Genomic DNA, 19,692 nt, shown 5'->3' on the forward strand with positions numbered 1-19,692 from the left:
CATCAGGGTTCAGCGTTCGTTGAACTGGGGCGACCAGCGCAGAAGACGGCGCTCCAGGTGCTCGGCGATGGAGACGAGGCCGATGCCGCACAGGCCGAGCACGGTGATGGCGGCGAACATCTCGCTGGCATTGAGGGTGGAGAGGGAGGAAACGATGAGGTAGCCCATGCCCGTGGTGGTGCCGACGAACTCGGCGATCACCACGCCCACCAGCGAGAAGGAGATGGCGTTGGGCAGCGCGGCGAAGGTCCAGGCCAGCGCGCTCGGCACCCGCACATTCCACAATATCTGCCGGGGCGAGGCGCCGAGGGTCTGGCAGAATTGCAGGATGTGCTTCTCCACCGACAGGGAGCCCTTGAAGGTGTTGAAGAAGATGAGGAAGAACACCACGAACCAGACCGTCACCACCTTGGCCAGGAGGCCGAGGCCGAACATCATGGTGATGAGCGGCACCATGGCGATGCGCGGCAGCGAGTTGCAGCAGACGATGAAGGGGTTCAGCGTCCGGGAGAGGATGGGGTTCTGGCTGAGCACCAGGCCGGCGCCAAAGCCCGTGACCCCTGCCACCGCAAGGCCGAGGACGGTGGCCCCCAGCGTCGATGCCAGGTGGGGCAGGAGAAATCCGGCCTGGGCGCCGAAGGTCCAGGACCACAATTGCTCGGCAATCAGCGAGGGGCGGCTGATGAAGAACGGGTCGAGGAAGGTGTTCTTCACCAGGTAGGGCACCCGCGTAAGTCCTTCCCACAGGCCGAGGAAGACGACGAGCAGAAGAAACTGGTAGAGCCGCACGCGCACGGTTTCGCTCAGGGGCGCGCGGCGGGCCGGCGGCGGCGCGACGGGCGCCAGCGGGGCATCGAGGCTTTCCATGGTGCTGCTCATGCGGCGGCTCCCATCACGCTTCCCGCGCCGTCGGGCGTGCGCTGGTATTCCCGCCCCAGCACGGCCCAGATGGCCTTGAGGTTCTGGCCGAAGGCGTCGGTCTCGCGCACGGCGTAGGGGTTGCGCGGGTGGGGGATGTCGATGCGGTGGTCGAGCAGCACCCGGCTCGGCGGGCCGGACAGCACGACCACGCGGTCGGCCAGCGCTACCGCCTCGTCGAGGTCGTGGGTGACCATGACGATGGTCTGGCCCAGTTGCCGCCAGATGTCGTGCAGCTCGCGGTGCAGGTTGATCTTGGTGTGGGAATCCAGCGCCCCGAAGGGCTCGTCCAGCAGCAGCACCTGCGGGTCGCAGGCCAGCGTCATCAGCAGGGCGGTGCGCTGGCGCATGCCGCCGGAGATCTGGTAGGGGAAATAGCCCGCATAGGGCTCAAGATTGGCGAGCTTGAGCAGGCCGCGCACCTTCTCGGCGATGCGGCCGGGCTGCATGTGGGCGAAGCGCAGGCCGAGGCCCACATTCTGCTCCACCGTCAGCCAGGGCAGCACCGTATCCTTCTGGAACAGGTAGCCGAGGCCCGGTGGCACGCGCCCCGGCTCCACCGTCGCGCCGTTCACCGTGATGGTGCCCGTGGTCGCCGGCTGGAAGCCGGCGATCATGTTGAGGAGGGTGCTCTTGCCGCACCCGGAGGGGCCGACGACGCAGACGAACTCGCCCTTGGCGATGTCGAGGCAGACGCTGCCGATGGCGGTGTGGCGCGCGGTGCGGGAGCTGTAGGTCTTGCCCACGGCGTCGAGGCGGATCATGACGCGCATCAGGCCTTGCCCCGCGCCTTGAGCACGAAGGAATTGTCCACGAGATCCGCGAACCTGGCCCGCGCCGCAAGGTCGGCCGAGGGATACATGCGGCCCTCGCCCATCACCGCCATGAGGTCGGCATAGGCCTGCGGCGTGAAGGTGTTGTCGAAGTTCCAGGTGGCCTTGAACTTCCTGGCGGCGCTCACCAGCGCGGGCAGGGGGGTGGTGGGCAGGAAATCGGCCTTCACCAGCTCGGCAATCTCCTCCGGGGAGGCGGCCTTCACGAAGTCGGTGCCCTTTACGAGGCCGTCCACCAGCTTCTGCACCTCGGCGCGCTTCTCCTCGATGGTGTCCTTGAGCACATAGACGCCCACGCCCGGCAGGTCGCCCTTGAAGGCGGAGTTCCAGTCGGCATCGTCATAGGCGCGGAAGATGGGCATGCCCCAGCCCTCGGCCTCGGCCGCATCGAGCATGGAGAAGGAGGCGATGCAGCCGTCCACGGAGCCTGCCTTCACCGCGCCGAGCATGGTGGTGAAGTCGCCCAGCGGGCGGAAATCCACCTTGCCCTTCAGGCCGGCGGCCTCGGTGATGGCGACCCCCAGAAGCCAGGTGAGGGCCTGCGGCTGGGTGACGCCGATCTTGCGGCCGGCAAGGTCCTTCACGCTGCGCACGCCGGCATCATAGGCGGCCTTGCTGACGAGGATGTTCGCCAGGGCCGGCCGGCGCTCGAACGAGCACACCAGCACCGAGAGCTTGCCGGCCATGGTGAGGGCGACGGAATCGCTGGACCCGGTGGAGGCGGCGAAGATCTGCCCGGCCGAGAGCATCTGCTTGGTGCGCGGGCCGCTCTGGGAATTGAGATGCTCCACGTCGAGGCCGGCCGCGGCGAAATAGCCCTTCTTCAGGGCTGCGTAGATGAAGGCGTAGGAGACATCGAGGCTGGCGACGCCGAAGATGACGCGGGGTGCCGCCACCAGGCGGCCGGGACGTAGAGCAATGCCGGCGCCCACGGCCGCGGCTCCCAAAAGGCTGCGGCGGGTGATGTGACTGTTGGCCATCCTGATTCCCCTCGTTTGGCATGGCGCCCGTAGTTGCGAGCTACTCGCAAAGCCAATCAAGTTTACTAATAGAAATCAAGAGCCGCTTTTTTGCGCGATGCGGCTGATTGCTCAATCCATGGGCGCACGGGTAGGGAAAGGTAGATATCTAGCCATTATTCCGGCCTATCGCCTAAACTTTCGGCTGAGCTGGCACGAAATTTCCGCAGCGGGGTGTTTACCTCTGGATTTATTCCTGACAGAACAGCTATTCCCGTTTGGGATTAACGCTGCGCCGCATCGTCCGCCGATCGTCCCTGTTTGCTGGCGATTGCGTTGCGCAGGGGGAACGCGTTTAACCTGAGCAGGGAGTTCCGGCTCCAGAGCTGCAAGCGGAGAACCGATTGCTCGACGTTTCGAAGTCAGATCGTCTTGGCCCGAACCTGCGCACGCTCCGCGTGGAGCGGGGCCTCACCCTGGACCGCCTTGCAGCCCAGAGCGAGCTGACGCGCGGCTACCTCTCCCTGGTGGAGCGGGGCTTGAAGACGCCGTCCATCGCCGCCCTGCTGCGCGTGGCCGCCGCCCTCGGCGTGAACGTGGCGCAGCTGTTCGATCTCAACGCCGCGCCGAGCCCGCGCTACATCCTGCAGCGGGCGGCCGATGCCCTGCCCGGCGAAAGCGGCGCGGCGAGCCTTGTTCCTTTGGCCACGGGCCGCACGCGCAAGGCGATGGAGCCCTTTCTGTTCCGGCCCCCCAGGGCCGGCGGCAGCAAGGCCAGCCCGCGATGGGCCCATGGCGGGGAGGAGATGCTGTTCGTCGTCTCCGGCTCCATCGCCGTGAAGCTCGGGAGCGAGGAATTCATCATGGAAAAGGGCGATTGCCTTTATTTCGGCGGCGAGGAGCGCCACGAGCTGCGCAGCCTCGGGCGCCAGCAGGCGGAAGTGCTGGTGGTGGTGGCCGTCAGCGCCGCCGATGGGGACTCCGCTCCCGCCGCGACCGATTGAGCCTCTCGCCGCCGCGGCGCCGCCGGCGTCACCTGCCAGCCATCACGGCGGCGACAGGTAGCCCGCAAACCGCTGCTCGAAGTCCGGGTAGTAATGGGCGATCACCGCCATGTCGAAGCGGCCGAGGATGTTCTCCTTCGGCTCCCGGTCCAGCAGGAAGCGGAAGGCCGCCTCCACGCAGCGCACCGGGCTATGCGCGCCCGCCGTCAGCGCCTGGTAGGTGGCCGGCGCCATGGTGACCACGTGACGGGTCTCCCCCGCCTCGTCCCGCACCGCCACCGCGAATTTCAGCGGGTCCCCGCCGGCACTTTGCCGCACCTCGATCATTCCGGCGCCTCCCGTTACCGCGCCAGTATAGTCCAGCCGCGCCCGGCGCAGGAGGATGCGCGCAGGCGGCTCGGGGGTCCAGGGCCGGCGCCGTGATGGCACGGATCTTGATTGGCGCGGAAAAACCTGACAGGGGACGGACGGACGAGATGCAGCGCAAGCCCGACAGCGGCGATTACCTTGCCCTTTTCGGCCAGTACAAGGAGGACTTCGGCGACGTCTATCTGGAGCCCGAAGACGAGCGTTTCCGGCTGCTTTTCGACCAGATCTGCCGGATGCTCACCCAGCCTTCCGCCTTCAACCTGACGCTCCCCGAGCAGTTCCGCACCACCGCCTTCCGCTATCTGGAGGGCGACGCCCATACGGTTGCCCACATGAAGACGGTCGAGAACCGCCATTTCATGCTGAGCGACCTGTTCGACTACATCCATCTGGTCCAGACCATGGGCGGCTCGTGGGACCAGCGCGGGCGGTAGGTGCCGCTCCAGCGCTCCTCTTCCGGCTTTCAAGGATATCCACGTGGACACGCGCGCGCTCGGCACGACCGCAATCCGCATCGCCCCGCTCGCCCTCGGCGGGAATGTGTTCGGCTGGACGGTGGACGAGGCCACGTCCTTTTCCCTCATCGACGCCTTCGTGGCCCGCGGCTTCTCGCTCATCGACACGGCCGATGTCTATTCCATCTGGGTGCCGGGGCATTCGGGCGGGGAATCGGAGCGGGTCATCGGCGCCTGGCTGAAGCGCGGCGGGCGGCGCGACGCCATCCATATCGCCACCAAGGTGGGCATGGATATGAAAGCCGCCGGCAAGGGCCTCTCCCGGGCCCATGTCATCGCCGCGGCGGAGGCCTCGCTGCGCAACCTCGGCACCGACTGTATCGACCTCTACCAGGCGCATATCGACGACAGCACCGTGCCGTTCGAGGAGACGCTGGAGGCGTTCGCCCGGCTGGTCGAAGCCGGCAAGGTGCGCGTGGTGGGCGCTTCCAATTATACCGCGCCGCGCCTCGCCGAGGCCCTGGCCGCCAGCGACGCCGGGGCTTTGCCGCGCTTCAGCGTGCTGCAGCCGAACTATAATCTTGCCAATCGCGCGCTGTTCGAGGGCGAGCTGCAGAAGCTGTGCCTGAAGGAGCAGATCGGCGTCATCCCCTATTACGCCCTGGCGGGCGGCTTCCTCACCGGCAAATACCGCAGGCCGGAAGACCTCGAAGGCAAGGCCCGGGCGGGCACCGTGGCCCATTTTCTCGATCCGCGCGGGCTCGACCTTCTGGCGGAGATGGACAAGATCGCCGCGCGCCTCGGCGCGACGCCGACCCAGGTGGCCCTGGCCTGGCTGATGGCCCAGCCGGGCGTCACCGCGCCCATCGTCAGCGCCACCAGCCTCGCCCAGCTCGACGACATCATGGCCGCGCCCGGCCTCACGCTCGATGCGGCGGCCCTGAGCCGGCTCGACCGGGCCAGCATCTGAAGCCCGGCGGGGTGGCGGGCCCGGCACCGCGTGGATGGCCGGTCAGTTCGGCCTCGACCTCTCGGGCGGGCCGGGCAGCATCTATCGTGTGGACGGGGCCACCGGCTCGGTCACCGTGTTCGCCGAGATGATGCTGAACGGCGTTGCCAATCCGGCATCCGGCCTCGGCAGTTTCGCCTATGACCCGGCGCGCCGGCAGCTCTTCGCCTCCGACCTCCACACCGGCATGATCCACCGTTTTGCGGTGGACGGCGGCGCCGAACCCGGCCCGCCTTTCGACCATGGCATCCAGGGCCGCGTCGCCGCCGGGCTCGCGCCCGTGGCGTTCGATCCGGCCGGGCGCCCCAACATCGCCAACGCGCGCTTCAAGGCGGACGATCCGAAGACCTGGGGCTTCGCCCCGTCGGCGCGCCGGGTGATCGCGCTCGCGGTCCATGACGCGCGCCTGTTCTATTCGGTCAACAACGGGGCGGCGGCCGAAGCGCCGCAGATCTGGTCGGTGGTGGTGGTCTCCGATCCGCCCGACTGGCCGCCCGGCGTCTGCCCGCCCGGCGCGAGGTGGGGCGGACCGCGATGCCGGGCGGCGGCATTTGAGGGGACCGAACCCGCGCGAGCGATGCTGGACCATCGAAGTTCAGTGCTGCCGATTTGCGCGGGCGCACATCGAGAGGCTCTGTTTCGTGGCAACAGGCTGAAAAGTATAGATTAAAATCACCACGATCGAGGCGGCTGACCAGGGGGAGCCGAAATTTGGTAGGCCCGGAGGGACTCGAACCCCCAACCAGACCGTTATGAGCGGTCAGCTCTAACCATTGAGCTACGGGCCCGCGGCGGCGCAACCGAGTCGCGCGGCCTTGTCCCTTCTGCTGTAGCAATCCGGCCCGTGGCAAACAACAGGGCTGCCCCATTGGCGCCGCCTTCGCAGCGTCGTTTCGCAGCGCGGAGCAAACCGCCGGGGTCGTGTCGGCCCGGGCGGGGATGCCGCCTCCCGGCCAGAACGGGAGAGTGCCCGCCGGCCACGGCAGGATGGCCGGTGCGGTCCAGCCAACGGGAAGAGAATTCATGCGCGCATCCCCCACCCGCCGTCTGCCCCTTCTCGCCGGTCTCCTCGCCGGAGCCGTGTCGTCGGCGCTCCTCCTCGCCCAGCCGGCCGCGGCGGCCACGCTGACGGTGGTGGGCGAGGCCCGGGTTTCCACCCCGCCGGACATGGCGACCCTTTCCACCGGAACGGTTTCCGCCGCCAAGACCGCCGACGAGGCCCTCGCCGCCAATTCCAGGGCGGTGGCCGAGGTGATCGCCGCCATCAAGGCTGCGGGCATCGCCGCGGGGGATATCGCCACCGCCAATTTCTCGGTGCAGCCGCAATATGCGCAGGGGCAGTCCTCCTCCCGCGAGGCGCCGAAGCTGGTGGGCTTCGAGGTGCGCAACTCCGTGCGGGTGACAGTGCGCGATCTCGACAAGCTGGGCGCGCTCCTGGACAAGGCCATCCAGTCCGGCGCCAACCAGGCCAGCGGCCTAGCCTTCGCCTTTGCCGACCCGGCGAAGATCGAGCGCGAGGCGCGGCTCGCCTCGGTGAAGGATGCCATGGACCAGGCCAAGGCCCTGGCCGCCGCCGCCGGCCTGCGGCTCACCCGCATCACCTCCATCCAGCCGGAAATCCAGGGCGGCATCGTCATGCCGGCGCCCATGCTGATGAAGGCGGAAGGCGCCCGCATGGCGGTGCCGGTGGAGGCGGGCGAAATCGAGGTCAGGGCCCGCACGGTGATGGTCTACGAGGCCGAGCCGCTTTAGAGCGCGATCGGCCTGCGTCCCGCACGCTGGCGGAGCTTCCGGGGGCGGATCGCGTGCTGCAGTGCGACCGCATCCGGGCGTGACGGCTTGCCGCGGCGCGTGTCTATGGTACAGGAGGCCGGCGGCTGGTCCGCCGGTGGTGTTGCGACGCACGGTGCTGCGCGTAGCGCGATGCCGCCGTCCATTTCGCCGCGCCGCGCGCCCATTCCAGGAATGCCCATGTCGCTCCCCTCGGGTTGGCCGGATGAACCGGGCGTCGGCAATCATTCGCCCCGCCGGGTCCAGTATGCCGCCTTGCCCTACCGGGTGCGCCGGGATGGCGAAGTGCAGATCCGCCTGATCACCTCCCGCGAGACGCGGCGCTGGGTGGTGCCCAAGGGCTGGCCCATCAAGGGCCTGACCCCGCCCAAGACGGCGGCGCGCGAAAGCTATGAGGAAGCGGGCCTGCTGGGCACCGTCGCCCGCGAGCCCATCGGCATGTACACCTACGAGAAGCGCATCGGCTCGCGCAGCGTGCTGTGCGATGTGCTGGTGTTCCCGCTCAAGGTGAAGCGGATGCTGCAGAAATGGCCGGAGCGGTTCCAGCGCGTCGGCTTCTGGTTCTCCATCGACAGCGCCGCCGCGGCGGTGCAGGAGCCCGAATTGTCCGCGCTCATCCGGGCGCTGGGCGATCTCATGGCCCGCAAGCGGGAAGCCAAGCTGCGCACCGCGCAGGAAAAGACGCAGCAGGAGAAGGCGGCTTCGGGAAAGGCCGCCAAGGCGCGGCCGGCGCAGGACGCCGCCGGCACAGCGCCGGCCGCACTCCTGCCCGATACCGACGCGCCGGCGGACGTGCGCCCGCAGGAGGCGCCGGCAGCGCCGGCGGCCGATGCTGTGGTGCGTGGCGCCCGCCGCGGCCACCCGGCCGCTCCCGAACCCGCGCCGGTCATTGCGGAGGCGGCGGATCGCAAGCCTGTGGCCGGGAAGAAGGCGGCGGCGGGGCAGAAGGCATCCGCTCCGGCGAAACAGCCCGCCGGCAAGAAGGCGCGGACGTTGGCCACGCCCGTTGAGGTGGTCGAGACGTCCGCCGTCTTGGCCGAGGCGGCTTCCCCCGAGAGCGCGTCGGCAAAGGCGTCTTCGGCAAAGGGGGCTTCGGCAAAGGCGTCTTCGGCAAAGGTGAAGCGCAAGCCCGCCGCCGTCCCGGACGATCCGGCCGGCGAGGGCTGAAGCGCTCCTCCCCGTGCCCTGCGGCGACGGCATCGCGCGATTCGGCCGATCCCTTGTCCCGCCGGCCGCAATCGCCCGGGAGCGCGCTATTGCGCCGGGACCACCGCCCGGCGGTAGAGGTGCCAGGTGGCGTGGCCCAGCACCGGCAGCACGAAGATGAGCCCCAGGAAGGCCGGCACCGCGCCGATGAGGAGCAGCGCCACCACCGTCACGCCCCAGGCGATCATGGGCCCGGGGCTCAGCAGCACCACCTGGACCGAGGTGATCATGGCCGTCACCACGTCGAGGTCGCGGTCCATCAGCAGCGGAAACGACACCACCGAGATGGAGAACAGGCCGAGGGCGAGGGCGGCGCCCACCACGTGCCCCACGGCCAGAAAGCTCAGCCCGTCGGTGGTGGTGAACAGCACCCGCACGAAGTCCTGCAGGGTCGCGAACGAGGCGAAGCCCAGGAACAGGGCCAGCAGCAGGCGCACCTGATACATCCAGATGATGAAGGCGAAGATGCTCACGAACGCCATCCAGCCCAGTTCGCGCTTGCGCTGGGCGAAGATGGTGGAGAAGACGCCGCCCCAGCTGGGCGTGCGCCCGGCCTCCAGCTCCCGGCTCACGTCGTAAAGGCCGGCGGCGACGAACGGGCCGATGAGCACGGACCCAGCGAACAGCGGGTAGGCGAGATAGCCGAGGTCCAGCGCGAACACGCAGGCGACGATGAGCAGGCCGCCCAGCGCATAGACCGCGCCAAAGAACAGGCCGAAGGCGGGCGCGCGGGAGAAGTCCGAGAGCCCCGCCATCAAGGATGCCTTCACGTCGCCGAACGTGACTGCGCGAATTGTGGGTATTACAGGCGCCGCAGCCGCGGGCCGTTCCAGAATGTCCGCCATGTTCGCTCTCCCGGGGGGCTCCCTGAGGGAGCCCTTGCTCTTTTGTCCAGGAGAGTGCGAGCGCTCCGGCGGGTTGTAAAGGGTCTTGGTGTGACGACGGGACGCGGGGCCGGCCCCCGCGCCGCCGGGGTGGGCGGGCGGCGGAAGGCGCCTCAGCCGGTCAGCATCTCGATGCGGGCGGTGGCCATGCGGATGCGCCCGGCCAGCAGCACCGCAAGGTTGCGGATGATGCGATCGGCGGCGCGGGCGTGGGTTTCCTGGAAGGCGCGGAACGGTTCCATGCCCAGTTCCAGGCAGACCGCCTCGGTGTCGGCCCACACGTCGGTGCTGCGGGGCTCGTCGATGAGGGCAAGCTCGCCGAAGGACATGCCGGGAATCAGGGTGGAGAGCCGCACATTGGCCGCCGAGCGCGCGCTCACCATGCCGCGCAGCAGGAAATAGACCCGCGCCGACGGCTCGCTGGCGGACAGGATGCGCGTGCCGGCGGCGAACACCACCCGGGTGCCGAGCCGGGAGAGATCGGCCAGCTCCTGCGGCGAGAGCCCGGCGAGCAGCGCCTGGCGGCCGAGGTCCGCCTCGATGCCGATCTGGGAGAAGCCGCCATGGCGGTAGACCACCTGGTCTTCGGCCCATTCCACCGCCGCATCATAGGTGGGGAAGATGCGCACCCGCACCCCCTGCGCCCGCAGCGCATTCACCTGCGGCGCCACCGGCGAGCCGCCCTCCACGCCGGCCACCACCGCCGTGGTGGCGGGGGGAAGCTGGGTCTTCAGCATCCCGGTCAGAAGCCGCATGCCGGCATCGGTGATGGTGGACACCCGGTGCAGGTTGAGGATGAGGAATTCCGGCACCCCCGCCGGGTCCATCAGCCGCCGGGTCACGTAGTCCATGGAGGCGAAGGAGAGCTTGCCGGCCAGTTCCAGCACGCGGATGGAGCCGGAGCGCGCTTCCAGGATGCGCTGCTCGTGGGGCTGGCGGCCGGGCTTGGAGGGCACGGTGTGGAAGTCGTAGTCCGCCAGCACGCAGGTGCGCACATCGTCCCGGCGCGACAGCATGTGCAGGTCGAAGGCCTCGGACAGGGCCTCGCAGGTGCGGATGCCGCGCACGCTGTTGCCGTGCATGTCGAGCCGCGGCGAGAAGGTGCCGAGGCCGAGGTGGGAGGGCAGGGCCGCGAGGATGCCGCCGCCCACGCCGCTCTTGGCCGGCACGCCCACGCGGTAGATCCATTCGCCGGCGAAGTCGTACATGCCCGAGGAACTCATCACCGCCAGGGTGCGCGCCACCGCATAGGTGGAGGCCACCTGCACCCCGGTGACGGGGTTGGCGCCGTGGTTGGCGAAGCACGCGCCCATGAGGGCGAGGTCGCGGGCGGTGACGAGCACCGAGCACTGGCGGAAGTAGACGTCCAGGAGATGGTCCACGTCGCCGCGGATGCCGCCATAGGTGCGCAGCAGGTAGGCGATGGCGCGGTTGCGGTCGCCGGTGGTGCGCTCGGAGGTGAACACCGCCTCGTCCACCTCCAGCGTGCGCCCGGCGAACCGGCCGAGGGTGGAGCGGATCAGCTCAAAGGCGTCGTCCCCCGCCGCCTCGGCGATGAGGCCGCAGCAGGCGATGGCCCCGGTGTTCACCATGGCGTTGAACGGGCGGTTGTCGGCGCGCAGGCGGATGGAGTTGAAGGCTTCCCCGCTCGGCTCCACGCCGATCGCCGCCTCCACCCGCTCGGAACCCAGCATGTCCAGGGCGAGGGCGTAGACGATGGCCTTGGAGATGGACTGGATGGTGAAGGGAATGCCGGTGTCGCCGGTTTCGTAGACATGGCCGTCGGTGGTGGCCACCGCAATGCCGAAATGGTCCGGGTCGGCCTTCCCGAGCTCGGGGATGTAGGAGGCCACCTCGCCATCATCCACCGGGGCGAAGGCGGCGTGGGTGTCCTTCAGGAACCGCAGCAGCGGGGTTTCGAGGGGGGCGGCAGGCAGGGTGGATGCGGTGGGCAAGGGTCCGGCTCCGAAAAGGCTCCCGCCCAGTGAAGACGCCGTTGCGCTGCAATGCAACGATTTGCCATGCGCGGGCCGGATTTCCTGTCCGTCCGCCGCCGCAGGGCGGAAGCACAAGCCTTTGATCCACTAGGGCCCGCCGTCCTTCACCGGCTCCATCACCACATAGGTGGAGGTGCTGGCCACATGGGGCAGCGCCGAGATCTTCTCGCCCAGCACCTCGCGATAGCGGCGGATGTCGCGGGTGCGCACCTTCAGCAGGTAGTCGAACGGCCCCGCGATCATGTGGCAGGCCTCCACCTCGCGGATGCGCCGCACCGCATCATTGAAGGCGGACAGGGCCTTCTCCGTGGTTTCGGAGAGCTTCACCTCGGTGAAGGCGATGTGATCGAGCCCGAGCCGGGCGGGGTCGAGCACCGCCCGGAAGCCGCGGATAAAGCCGTCGTCCACCAGCCGCTTCAGCCGCGCCTGGCAGGGGCTGCGGGAGAGGCCGACGCGCGCGGCCAGATCGGTGATGGACATGCGCCCGTCGGCGGCGAGGGCTTCGAGGATCTTGGCGTCGAAGCCGTCGATCTGGCTTGCAGAATTGAAGTTTTCCATAAAATCATCCGCTTATGAGCGCATTTTCAGGTGAAATGTAGCATGAAGTGCCGGCTGAAAAGGCGGAATGATTTCCGCTCCAGCCCTATCCTTCCCGGGTCCGCCAAAGGCTGGACGGGGGCCACCCCTGCGGGAAGGAGAGAAGCATGTCTGCCACCAGAGGCGCCCAGCCCGCCGCCCCGCTGCCGGCCGGGCCTGAAGCGGCGCCGTTTGCCGCCTTCGCGCCTCCACTGCGGCCGGCTGGTGCGCTGCGCGCAGCCGTTGCCGCCGCCCATCGCCGCCCGGAGCGGGCGTGCGTCGCCGATCTCCTGGCCGCCGCCAGCCTGCCGGAGCCCCTGCGCACCGCCATCGCCGGCCGCACGCGCCACCTCGTGGCCCGCCTGCGGGCGCGGCCCCACGGCTCGGTGGTGGAGGAGCTGGTGGGCGAATATGCCCTCTCCAGCCAGGAGGGCGTGGCCCTCATGTGCCTGGCCGAGGCGCTGCTGCGCATCCCCGATACCGCCACCCGCGATGCCCTCATCCGCGACAAGATCGGCCATGGCGACTGGCAGGCGCATGTGGGCGGCGGGCGCTCCCTGTTCGTGAATGCCGCCACCTGGGGCCTGGTGATCACCGGCCGGCTGGCGGCCACCGCCGACGACGGCAGCCTCTCCGGCGCCCTCACCCGGCTGGTGGCGCGGTGCGGCGAGCCGCTCATCCGCCGCGCCGTGGACATGGCCATCGGCATGATGGGCGCCGAATTCGTCCAGGGCCGCACCATCGGCGAAGCCCTGGCCCGGGCCCGCGGGCGGGAGGCGGAGGGCTTCCGCCACTCCTTCGACATGCTGGGGGAGGCGGCGGTGACGGCGGGCGATGCGGAGCGCTATTTTATTGCCTATCGCGACGCCATCGACGCCATCGGCGCGGCCGCGGCCGGGCGCGGCATTCTTGGCGGGCCGGGCATTTCCGTGAAGCTCTCGGCACTCCATCCGCGCTATGCCCGCGCCCAGGCGGAACGGGTGAGGGCGGAGCTGCTGCCGCGCCTTGAGGCGCTGGCCCTTGCCGCCCGCCGGTCCGACATCGGCCTCACCATCGATGCCGAGGAGCAGGACCGGCTCGACCTCTCCCTCGATCTGCTGGAGGCCCTGTGCGCCCACCCGGGGCTGGCCGGGTGGAACGGCATCGGCTTCGTGGTGCAGGCCTATGGCAAGAGGTGTCCCGCCGTCCTCGACCTGCTGATCGACCTGGCCCGCCGCACCGGCCGGCGGCTCATGGTGCGGCTGGTGAAGGGGGCCTATTGGGACGCGGAGATCAAGCGTGCCCAGACCGACGGCATGGCGGATTTCCCCGTCTTCACCCGCAAGGTCCACACCGACCTTTGTTACATCGCCTGCGCGCGCCGGCTGCTGGCGGCGCGCGATGCGGTGTTTCCCCAGTTCGCCACCCACAACGCCCAGACCGTCGCCACCGTGTGGGAACTGGCCGGCCCCGGCTTCCGCGAAGGCGACTATGAGTTCCAATGCCTGCACGGCATGGGCGAGCCGCTCTATGCGGCAGTGGTGGGGGCGGGGGAGGCGGCGCGCCCGTGCCGCATCTATGCCCCCGTGGGCACCCACGAGACGCTGCTGGCCTATCTGGTGCGGCGGCTGCTGGAGAACGGGGCCAATTCCTCCTTCGTCCACCGTCTCGCCGATCCGTCGGTGCCGGTGGAGGCGCTCATTGCCGATCCGGCGCAGGTGGTGGCGGAGATGGACGATCCCGGCGCCCCCGACGCGCGCATCGCCGCCCCCCGCGCCCTGTTCGGCACGCGGCGCAATTCCGCCGGGCTGGACCTGGCCGGCGAGACGGAGCTTGCGGACCTCTCCGCCCGCCTTGCCGCCGATGCCGCCACGCCGTGGCACGCCGCCCCGGCCGCGGGGGGCGGGCCGGTGCGGCCGGTGCGCAATCCCGGCGACCATCAGGACGTGGTGGGCCATGTGGCGGAAGCCGATGCCGCCGCCGTGGCGCGGGCGCTGGAGGCGGCAGCGACCGCCGCCGTCCCGTGGGCCGCGCGCACCCCGGGCGAGCGTGCCGCGCCGCTGCTGAACGCCGCCGACCGGCTGGAGCAGGACATGCCCCGCCTGATGGGGCTCATCATGCGCGAGGCGGGCAAGACCGCGGCCAATGCGGTGGGGGAGGTGCGCGAGGCGGTGGACTTCCTGCGCTATTATGCCGGCGAGGCCGGCGCGCGGCTTGGTTCCGCACACCGCCCCCTCGGCATTGTGGCCTGCATCAGCCCATGGAACTTCCCCCTGGCCATCTTCACCGGGCAGGTGGCGGCGGCCCTGGCGGCGGGAAACGTGGTTCTGGCCAAGCCGGCCGAGGAAACGCCCCTCATCGCCGCCGAGGCGGTGCGCCTCCTGCATGCCGCCGGGGTTCCGCCCCAGGTGTTGCACCTGCTGCCCGGCGACGGGGCGGTGGGCGCGGCGCTGGTGGCGGCGCCGCAGGTGGCGGGGGTGATGTTCACCGGCTCCACCGAGGTGGCCCGCCACATCGCCGGCACGCTGGCGCAGCGCCTTTCGCCGGAGGGCCGGCCGGTGCCCCTGGTCGCCGAGACCGGCGGGCAGAATGCCATGGTGGTGGATTCCTCCGCCTTGCCCGAGCAGGTGGTGGCGGATGTGATCGCCTCCGCCTTCGACAGCGCCGGCCAGCGCTGCTCCGCGCTCCGGGTTTTGTGCCTGCAGGAGGACGTGGCCGCGCCCATCCTCACCCTGCTGAAGGGGGCGATGGCGGAGCTGGAGGTCGGCCGCACCGACCGGCTCGCGGTGGATGTGGGGCCGGTCATCTCAGGCGCGGCGCAGGCCGGCATCGAGGCCCATGTGGCGGCCATGGCGGCGAAGGGCTTTCCCGTCCATCGCCTGCCGCTGCCGGCGGCGACGGCCGCCGGCACCTTTGTGGCGCCCACGCTGATCGAGATCGGGTCCATGGCGGACCTGTCGCGGGAGGTGTTCGGGCCGGTGCTGCATGTGCTGCGCTTTTCCCGCCGCGACCTCGGCCGGCTGCTGGCGGACATCGCGGCCACCGGCTACGGCCTCACCTTCGGCCTGCATACGCGGCTGGACAGCACCATCGCCGAGGTGACCGCCCGGGTGGGGGCCGGCAACATCTATGTGAACCGCAACATCATCGGCGCCGTGGTGGGGGCACAGCCCTTCGGCGGGCGGGGGCTCTCGGGCACCGGGCCGAAGGCGGGCGGGCCGCTCTACCTCGGCCGCCTCGTCCATGGTCCCGCCTTCACGCCCGGCGAAGGGCAGGCGGACCCGGCGGCGGGCCGGTTCGCCGACTGGCTGGCGCAGCATGGCGATGGTGCCGGCGCGGGCGCGGTGCGGGCGCTGGCGGCAGGTATGCCGCTGGGCTGCGAGATGGAGCTTCCCGGCCCGGTGGGAGAGCGCAACAGCTGGCGGCTGCGCCCGCGCGGCACCGTGCTGCTGCTGCCGAAGACCCGCGCGGGCCTGGTGCGGCTTGTGGGCGCCGCGCTGGCGGCGGGCTGCCGGGCGGTGGTGGAGGCACCGGCCGATGCGGCGGCGTTGCTGGCGGGGCTGCCGCCGGATTTGCCGCCGGAACTGGTGGCGCGGGTGCAACTGGCGACGGCAGGGGCGGCCCCGGCGGGCGCGGGGTTCGCTGCGGTGCTGGCGGAACGCGCGGAGACGGGCGGGCAAGAGACGGGCGGGCAAGAGATAGGCGGGCAAGAGACAGGCGGGCGCGATGCGCGCGGGCTGGGGGCAAACGGGGAGGCGGCGCGGCTGGTGGCGCTGGCGCAGCGCATCGCCGCGTGGCCGGGGCCGGTGGTGCCCTTCTACGTCGTCTCGACGGCGGACCTTTCGCGTGGCGCCGCGGCGCTGCCGCCCACCGCGCTGCTGGAAGAGGCCTGCCTCTGCGTGAACACGGCGGCCGCCGGGGGCAACGCCACCCTCATGGCCATGGCGTGAGAGTGGCGGCAAGGGCCGCGGGCCGTGCCCGCGGCCGTGGGCTCACTGCTTCGGGGCGGCGGCGAGGCTGGCGAGGCCGTCCTTGCAGGTGGGCGAGACGTCCGCCTGATGCTGCCGCAGGCACTGGATGAGCCGGCCGCCGCCGGGCTGGATGCCGCTGCACAGCTTCTTCACATCGGCCTCGCAGGCGGTGCGCAGGGCCTGGAGCTGGGCACCGGAGATGTTCTGCGCCTGGGCGCCGGTGACGAGGAACAGGCCGGCGAACAGCGCCGGCAGGGTCAGGATGGCGGCGGGACGGATGGCGGTGACGAGGCGACGGCGCATGATGATTTCTCCGTGTCCGGGGCCTGCTCCCGCCCGCCCGTGGGGTGGCGGAAGGCGGGGCGGCTCCTTAAGCCGGCGCTGCCGCCCTGCGCGGCGGCCGACTGCGGGCACTCTCCCCAAGGCAGGTTACATCCGCATTCCGGCAACGTGACGTTTCGTGACGAAATGTAACGCCGCCGGCCGCCCCGTCAGCGCGCGATCTGCCCATATGGAGCCGCGGCGCGGCTCCATATGGGCAGATCCGGCTCTAGTGGTTCGACCGCGACGGATAGAACCCATCTGTCGCGACCAGGTCGAACCACAACGCCTTGATCCACTAGGGGGCGTCGCCGGGCAGCTTCGTGCCGGTGATGCGGGCATAGAGCCGGGCCACGGAGGCGTCATCGTCGCGGCCCATGCCGGCGGCGGAGGCCATGAGGAACATCTGCAGCGCGGCGGCCGAGACCGGAACCGGGAACCGGGCGCTGCGGGCCATGTCCTGGATGATGCCGAGATCCTTCACGAAGATGTCCACGGCGCTGCGCGGGGCATAATCCCCGTCCAGCACGTGGGGCATGCGGTTCTCGAACATCCAGCTGTTGCCGGCGGAGGCGGTGATCACCTCATACACCTTGGCAAGGTCGAGCCCCTGGCGGGCGGCGAACGCCATGGCCTCGCAGGCGGCGGCGATGTGCACGCCGGCCAGGAGCTGGTTGATCATCTTGAAGGCGGCGCCGTGCCCCGGCGCATCGCCCAGCACGTAGAGCTTGGCCGCCATGGCGTCGAGGGCGGGGCGCGCCCGCGCGAAGGCCGCCGCGCTGCCCGATGCCAGGATGGTGAGCGCGCCTTCCGCCGCCCGCTGGGCGCCGCCGCTGATGGGCGCATCCAGATAATGCCGGCCGGTGGCCTCCAGCCGCTGCGCCAGGCCGCGCGCCGCCTCCGGGTCCATGGTGGCGCAGGAGATGAACACGGCGCCCTCGGGCAGGGTCTGCGCCACGCCGCCGGGGCCGAACAGGATGGCCTCGGTCTGCGCCGCATTCACCACCACGCTCACCACATGGTCGGCGCCGCGCGCCGCCTCGGCCGGGCTCAAGGCGCCGCGGCCGCCCTGGGCCACGAAGCGCTCCACGGCGGGCGCGCCCGCGTCGCAGCCAGTCACGTCCATTCCCCCCCGCAGCAGCGAGAGGGCCATGCCCATGCCCATGGAGCCGAGGCCCACCACCGCGGCGCGGGAGGTGGTGGCGGGTGGGCTTTGGGCTGGCGTTTCCCCGGAATTCGTCATGGCCGCGTTCCTTATGGCGTTCGGCGCTGGGCCGGAGGCTGGCGTTTGCCCTTCTTGTAAGCGTGGCGCAGGATGGGATCAAATCGTTTCAGCCGCGCGCCGGCGCCGCCTGTGCGGGTCCGCTTGTTGCCGGCGGTCCGGCTTTCGTGCGAGCCCGGCGGCAGGCTTTCGGGGAGGAATGGATGGACGAGGCGAAACTGCGGGAAGAGATCTGCCGGTTCGGGCGCTCCCTGTTCGAGCGCGGGCTCACCCCCGGCTCGTCCGGCAACATCAGCCTGCGGCTCGATGACGGCGGCTGGCTGGTGACCCCCACCAACGCCTCCCTCGGCTTCCTCGATCCGGCGCGCATCTCGCGCCTCGACGGGCAGGGGCGGCTTTTGTCCGGTGATGCGCCCACCAAGGAAATCCCGCTGCACAACGCCCTTTACGAGTCCCGTTCCGGCGCGCGGGCCATTGTGCACCTGCATTCCACCCATGCGGTGGCGCTCTCCATGCTGCCGGAGATCGACCCCCGGGCGGTGCTGCCGCCCTTGACGCCCTATTATCTGATGCGGGCGGGGCAGACGGCGCTGGTGCCCTATTTCCGGCCCGGCGACCCGGCCGTGGCCGATGCCATCCGCTCCCTTGCGGGGCGCTATTCCTCGGTGCTCCTGGCCAATCACGGGCCGGTGGTGGCCGGCGAGACGCTGGAGGCGGCGGTGTTCGCCACCGAGGAGCTGGAGGAGACGGCGAAGCTCTATCTGCTGCTGCGCGGGCTCAACCCGCGCCATCTCTCACCGGCACAGGTGGCCGACCTGGTGAAGGTGTTCGGCCTCACCCTGCCGGAGCACGACCATGACCACGGCTGATGCCGCCCCGGCCGCCGGGGCGGTGCCCGGCCGCCGCGCGGATCAATAGAGGTTGCCGGCGCGCGGCTGGGCGGGGCTCGCCGCGGCGGAGGGCTTGGGCGCCTGGGGCTTTGCCGCGGAATTGGCCGCGACCGGCTTGGACGCCGGCTTGGCGGAGCCGTTCGCGCTGGCGTTGGGCTTGGGCTTCTGCGCCTTGGGCTGGCCGTTGGGCTGCAGCGCGGCCACGGCCACCGGCTTCTGCGGCTTGTCCATGGCGATCATCTGCGAGAGCGTGGCGAACTTGTAGCCCTTGGCGGCGAGATCATCGAGCACCCGGGGCATGGCCGCCACCGTGGTGGCGTAAATGTCGTGCGAGAGCACGATGGCACCCGGCTTCACCTGCGCCATGATGGCGTCATAGACCTTCTGGCTGTCGCGGTCCTTCCAGTCGTTCGGGTCCACGGACCAGTTGACGATGGAGAGGCCGAAGGTCTGCTCGATGTGGCTGCGCAGGGCCGGCTTCATGGAGCCGTAGGGCGGGCGCAGGTAGAGCGGGCGCTTGCCGGTGGCCTGGAAGACGATCTCGGAAGTGTCGGCGATCTGCTTGTCCGCCGCCGCGGCGCTGATGCGCGTGAGCTGCGGGTGGCTCCAGGAATGGTTGCCGATCTCGTGCCCGTCGTCGGCGATCTGCTTCAGCAGCTCGGGATGCTTGGCCGCCATGGTGCCGAGCACGAAGAAGGTGGCCTTGATGCCCCGCTCCTTGAGGATGGCGAGCAGCCTGGGGGTGGTCTCCGGGCTCGGGCCGTCGTCGAAGGTCATGGCGATGTAGGAGCCATCCACCTCGAACGACTTGTAGGTGTAGTTCCGCCGTGGCTCCACCTTGGGCGGGGGCGGCGCCACCGGAGCCGGGGCCGGCGCCACCGCGGCGGTCACGGGCGGCGGGGCCTTGGGCGTGATGGATTGGGTGGTGGCCGGCGCATCGTCCGCGGACGCCTGCAGCAGCGGGCCGATGGCGAGGCCGACGCCCACGGCGCTGACGGCGAGAAATCCGGAGACGATCAGGAGCGGCTTCACGACGGCGGCTTTCCAGCAAGGGTTTCACCTGCCCTGCAGCCTCGCCCCTTTTTGTGGATAAATCGTGAATTGTCGGCGCTTCAACCTGACCGTGCGTCAGTACCGCCAACCGAGGCGGCCGCATGGCCGCAGCACTGGCGCGGCGGGTTGCCGCCGGCGGCCGGGCGGCCGGATCACGCCTTGAAATTGCCGCAAGGTGTGGCCCTGTGGAATGAGAAAGGGGCACCCCGTGGGGTGCCCCTTTCAGCTTCATGACCGGCGTGGCGGGCGGCCGTG

General features: G+C 70.3%; 18 protein-coding genes and 1 tRNA gene. 8 read left to right on the forward strand and 11 right to left on the reverse strand.

Annotated elements, in window-relative coordinates; genetic code table 11:
• Nucleotides 1-9: 9 nt before the first annotated feature.
• From ACI7BZ_RS12700 to ACI7BZ_RS12710, 3 genes are read right to left on the reverse strand one after another with little or no spacing between them, the layout of a single operon-like run.
• Nucleotides 10-879, reverse strand: coding sequence for an ABC transporter permease (locus ACI7BZ_RS12700; protein ID WP_414117509.1), 870 nt, complete (start codon nucleotides 877-879; stop codon nucleotides 10-12).
• A complete protein-coding gene (locus ACI7BZ_RS12705; RefSeq protein WP_414117510.1) occupies nucleotides 876-1,682 on the reverse strand; it encodes an ABC transporter ATP-binding protein in 807 nt (268 codons plus the stop codon). Before ACI7BZ_RS12705 ends, ACI7BZ_RS12700 begins: the two co-directional genes overlap by 4 nt.
• A gap of 8 nt (nucleotides 1,683-1,690) precedes the next feature.
• Nucleotides 1,691-2,731 carry an ABC transporter substrate-binding protein gene (locus ACI7BZ_RS12710; protein ID WP_414117511.1) on the reverse strand — a complete coding sequence of 347 codons (1,041 nt, stop codon included), beginning with the start codon at nucleotides 2,729-2,731 and terminating at the stop codon, nucleotides 1,691-1,693.
• Nucleotides 2,732-3,114: 383 nt separating this feature from the next.
• Between ACI7BZ_RS12710 and ACI7BZ_RS12715 the strand changes: the two genes are divergently transcribed.
• Nucleotides 3,115-3,714, forward strand: coding sequence for a helix-turn-helix domain-containing protein (locus ACI7BZ_RS12715; protein ID WP_414117512.1), 600 nt, complete (start codon nucleotides 3,115-3,117; stop codon nucleotides 3,712-3,714).
• A gap of 42 nt (nucleotides 3,715-3,756) precedes the next feature.
• On the opposite strand, the gene ACI7BZ_RS12720 is transcribed toward ACI7BZ_RS12715, so the two are convergent.
• A complete protein-coding gene (locus tag ACI7BZ_RS12720) occupies nucleotides 3,757-4,041 on the reverse strand; it encodes a hypothetical protein (protein WP_414117513.1) in 285 nt (94 codons plus the stop codon).
• Nucleotides 4,042-4,190: 149 nt separating this feature from the next.
• Between ACI7BZ_RS12720 and ACI7BZ_RS12725 the strand changes: the two genes are divergently transcribed.
• The 3 genes from ACI7BZ_RS12725 to ACI7BZ_RS12735 all read left to right on the forward strand — a co-directional run bounded on the left by ACI7BZ_RS12725 (nucleotide 4,191) and on the right by ACI7BZ_RS12735 (nucleotide 6,217).
• Nucleotides 4,191-4,517 (forward strand): hypothetical protein, encoded by a 327-nt coding sequence (locus tag ACI7BZ_RS12725; RefSeq protein WP_414117514.1) that lies wholly within the window; start codon nucleotides 4,191-4,193, stop codon nucleotides 4,515-4,517.
• Nucleotides 4,518-4,560: 43 nt separating this feature from the next.
• The gene (locus ACI7BZ_RS12730; RefSeq protein ID WP_414117515.1) at nucleotides 4,561-5,508 is read left to right on the forward strand and encodes an aldo/keto reductase; all 948 of its coding nucleotides are present in this window, start codon (nucleotides 4,561-4,563) and stop codon (nucleotides 5,506-5,508) included.
• Nucleotides 5,509-5,596: 88 nt separating this feature from the next.
• A complete protein-coding gene (locus ACI7BZ_RS12735) occupies nucleotides 5,597-6,217 on the forward strand; it encodes a hypothetical protein (protein WP_414117516.1) in 621 nt (206 codons plus the stop codon).
• Nucleotides 6,218-6,259: 42 nt separating this feature from the next.
• Here the strand turns inward: ACI7BZ_RS12735 and ACI7BZ_RS12740 are convergent.
• A tRNA-Ile gene (locus ACI7BZ_RS12740) sits at nucleotides 6,260-6,335 on the reverse strand.
• A gap of 235 nt (nucleotides 6,336-6,570) precedes the next feature.
• Between ACI7BZ_RS12740 and ACI7BZ_RS12745 the strand changes: the two genes are divergently transcribed.
• Nucleotides 6,571-7,299: an SIMPL domain-containing protein gene (locus ACI7BZ_RS12745; RefSeq protein WP_414117517.1), complete on the forward strand. Its 729-nt coding sequence runs from the start codon at nucleotides 6,571-6,573 to the stop codon at nucleotides 7,297-7,299.
• 219 nt (nucleotides 7,300-7,518) lie between these two features.
• Nucleotides 7,519-8,505 (forward strand): NUDIX hydrolase, encoded by a 987-nt coding sequence (locus ACI7BZ_RS12750; protein ID WP_414117518.1) that lies wholly within the window; start codon nucleotides 7,519-7,521, stop codon nucleotides 8,503-8,505.
• A gap of 86 nt (nucleotides 8,506-8,591) precedes the next feature.
• On the opposite strand, the gene ACI7BZ_RS12755 is transcribed toward ACI7BZ_RS12750, so the two are convergent.
• From ACI7BZ_RS12755 to ACI7BZ_RS12765, 3 genes are all read right to left on the reverse strand, one after another.
• Entirely contained in the window at nucleotides 8,592-9,389 is a 798-nt protein-coding gene (locus ACI7BZ_RS12755; RefSeq protein ID WP_414117519.1) for a DUF2189 domain-containing protein, read from the reverse strand.
• A 152-nt stretch (nucleotides 9,390-9,541) separates the two neighbouring features.
• On the reverse strand, nucleotides 9,542-11,383 hold the full coding sequence (gene glsA / locus ACI7BZ_RS12760; protein ID WP_414117520.1) for a glutaminase A: 1,842 nt from the start codon (nucleotides 11,381-11,383) through the stop codon (nucleotides 9,542-9,544).
• Between the two features lie 129 nt (nucleotides 11,384-11,512).
• On the reverse strand, nucleotides 11,513-11,983 hold the full coding sequence (locus tag ACI7BZ_RS12765) for an Lrp/AsnC family transcriptional regulator (RefSeq protein ID WP_414117521.1): 471 nt from the start codon (nucleotides 11,981-11,983) through the stop codon (nucleotides 11,513-11,515).
• 146 nt (nucleotides 11,984-12,129) lie between these two features.
• On the opposite strand from ACI7BZ_RS12765, the gene putA reads away from it, so the two are divergent.
• Nucleotides 12,130-15,930, forward strand: coding sequence for a bifunctional proline dehydrogenase/L-glutamate gamma-semialdehyde dehydrogenase PutA (putA, locus tag ACI7BZ_RS12770; protein WP_414117522.1), 3,801 nt, complete (start codon nucleotides 12,130-12,132; stop codon nucleotides 15,928-15,930).
• A 42-nt stretch (nucleotides 15,931-15,972) separates the two neighbouring features.
• On the opposite strand, the gene ACI7BZ_RS12775 is transcribed toward putA, so the two are convergent.
• Both ACI7BZ_RS12775 and ltnD read right to left on the reverse strand, forming a co-directional pair.
• Nucleotides 15,973-16,254 (reverse strand): cysteine rich repeat-containing protein, encoded by a 282-nt coding sequence (locus tag ACI7BZ_RS12775; RefSeq protein WP_414117523.1) that lies wholly within the window; start codon nucleotides 16,252-16,254, stop codon nucleotides 15,973-15,975.
• A gap of 316 nt (nucleotides 16,255-16,570) precedes the next feature.
• Nucleotides 16,571-17,515, reverse strand: coding sequence for an L-threonate dehydrogenase (gene ltnD / locus ACI7BZ_RS12780; protein ID WP_414117524.1), 945 nt, complete (start codon nucleotides 17,513-17,515; stop codon nucleotides 16,571-16,573).
• A 182-nt stretch (nucleotides 17,516-17,697) separates the two neighbouring features.
• Here ltnD and otnC point away from each other — a divergent pair, with 182 nt between their 5' ends.
• Nucleotides 17,698-18,363, forward strand: a complete 666-nt coding sequence (otnC, locus tag ACI7BZ_RS12785) for a 3-oxo-tetronate 4-phosphate decarboxylase (RefSeq protein WP_414117525.1) — start codon at nucleotides 17,698-17,700, stop codon at nucleotides 18,361-18,363.
• Between the two features lie 42 nt (nucleotides 18,364-18,405).
• Here the strand turns inward: otnC and ACI7BZ_RS12790 are convergent, their stop codons facing one another.
• Nucleotides 18,406-19,416 carry a polysaccharide deacetylase family protein gene (locus ACI7BZ_RS12790; RefSeq protein WP_414117526.1) on the reverse strand — a complete coding sequence of 337 codons (1,011 nt, stop codon included), beginning with the start codon at nucleotides 19,414-19,416 and terminating at the stop codon, nucleotides 18,406-18,408.
• Between the last annotated feature and the right edge of the window lie 276 nt (nucleotides 19,417-19,692).

Source organism: Xanthobacter sp. AM11 (assembly GCF_047444035.1).
Taxonomy (GTDB): domain Bacteria; phylum Pseudomonadota; class Alphaproteobacteria; order Rhizobiales; family Xanthobacteraceae; genus Xanthobacter.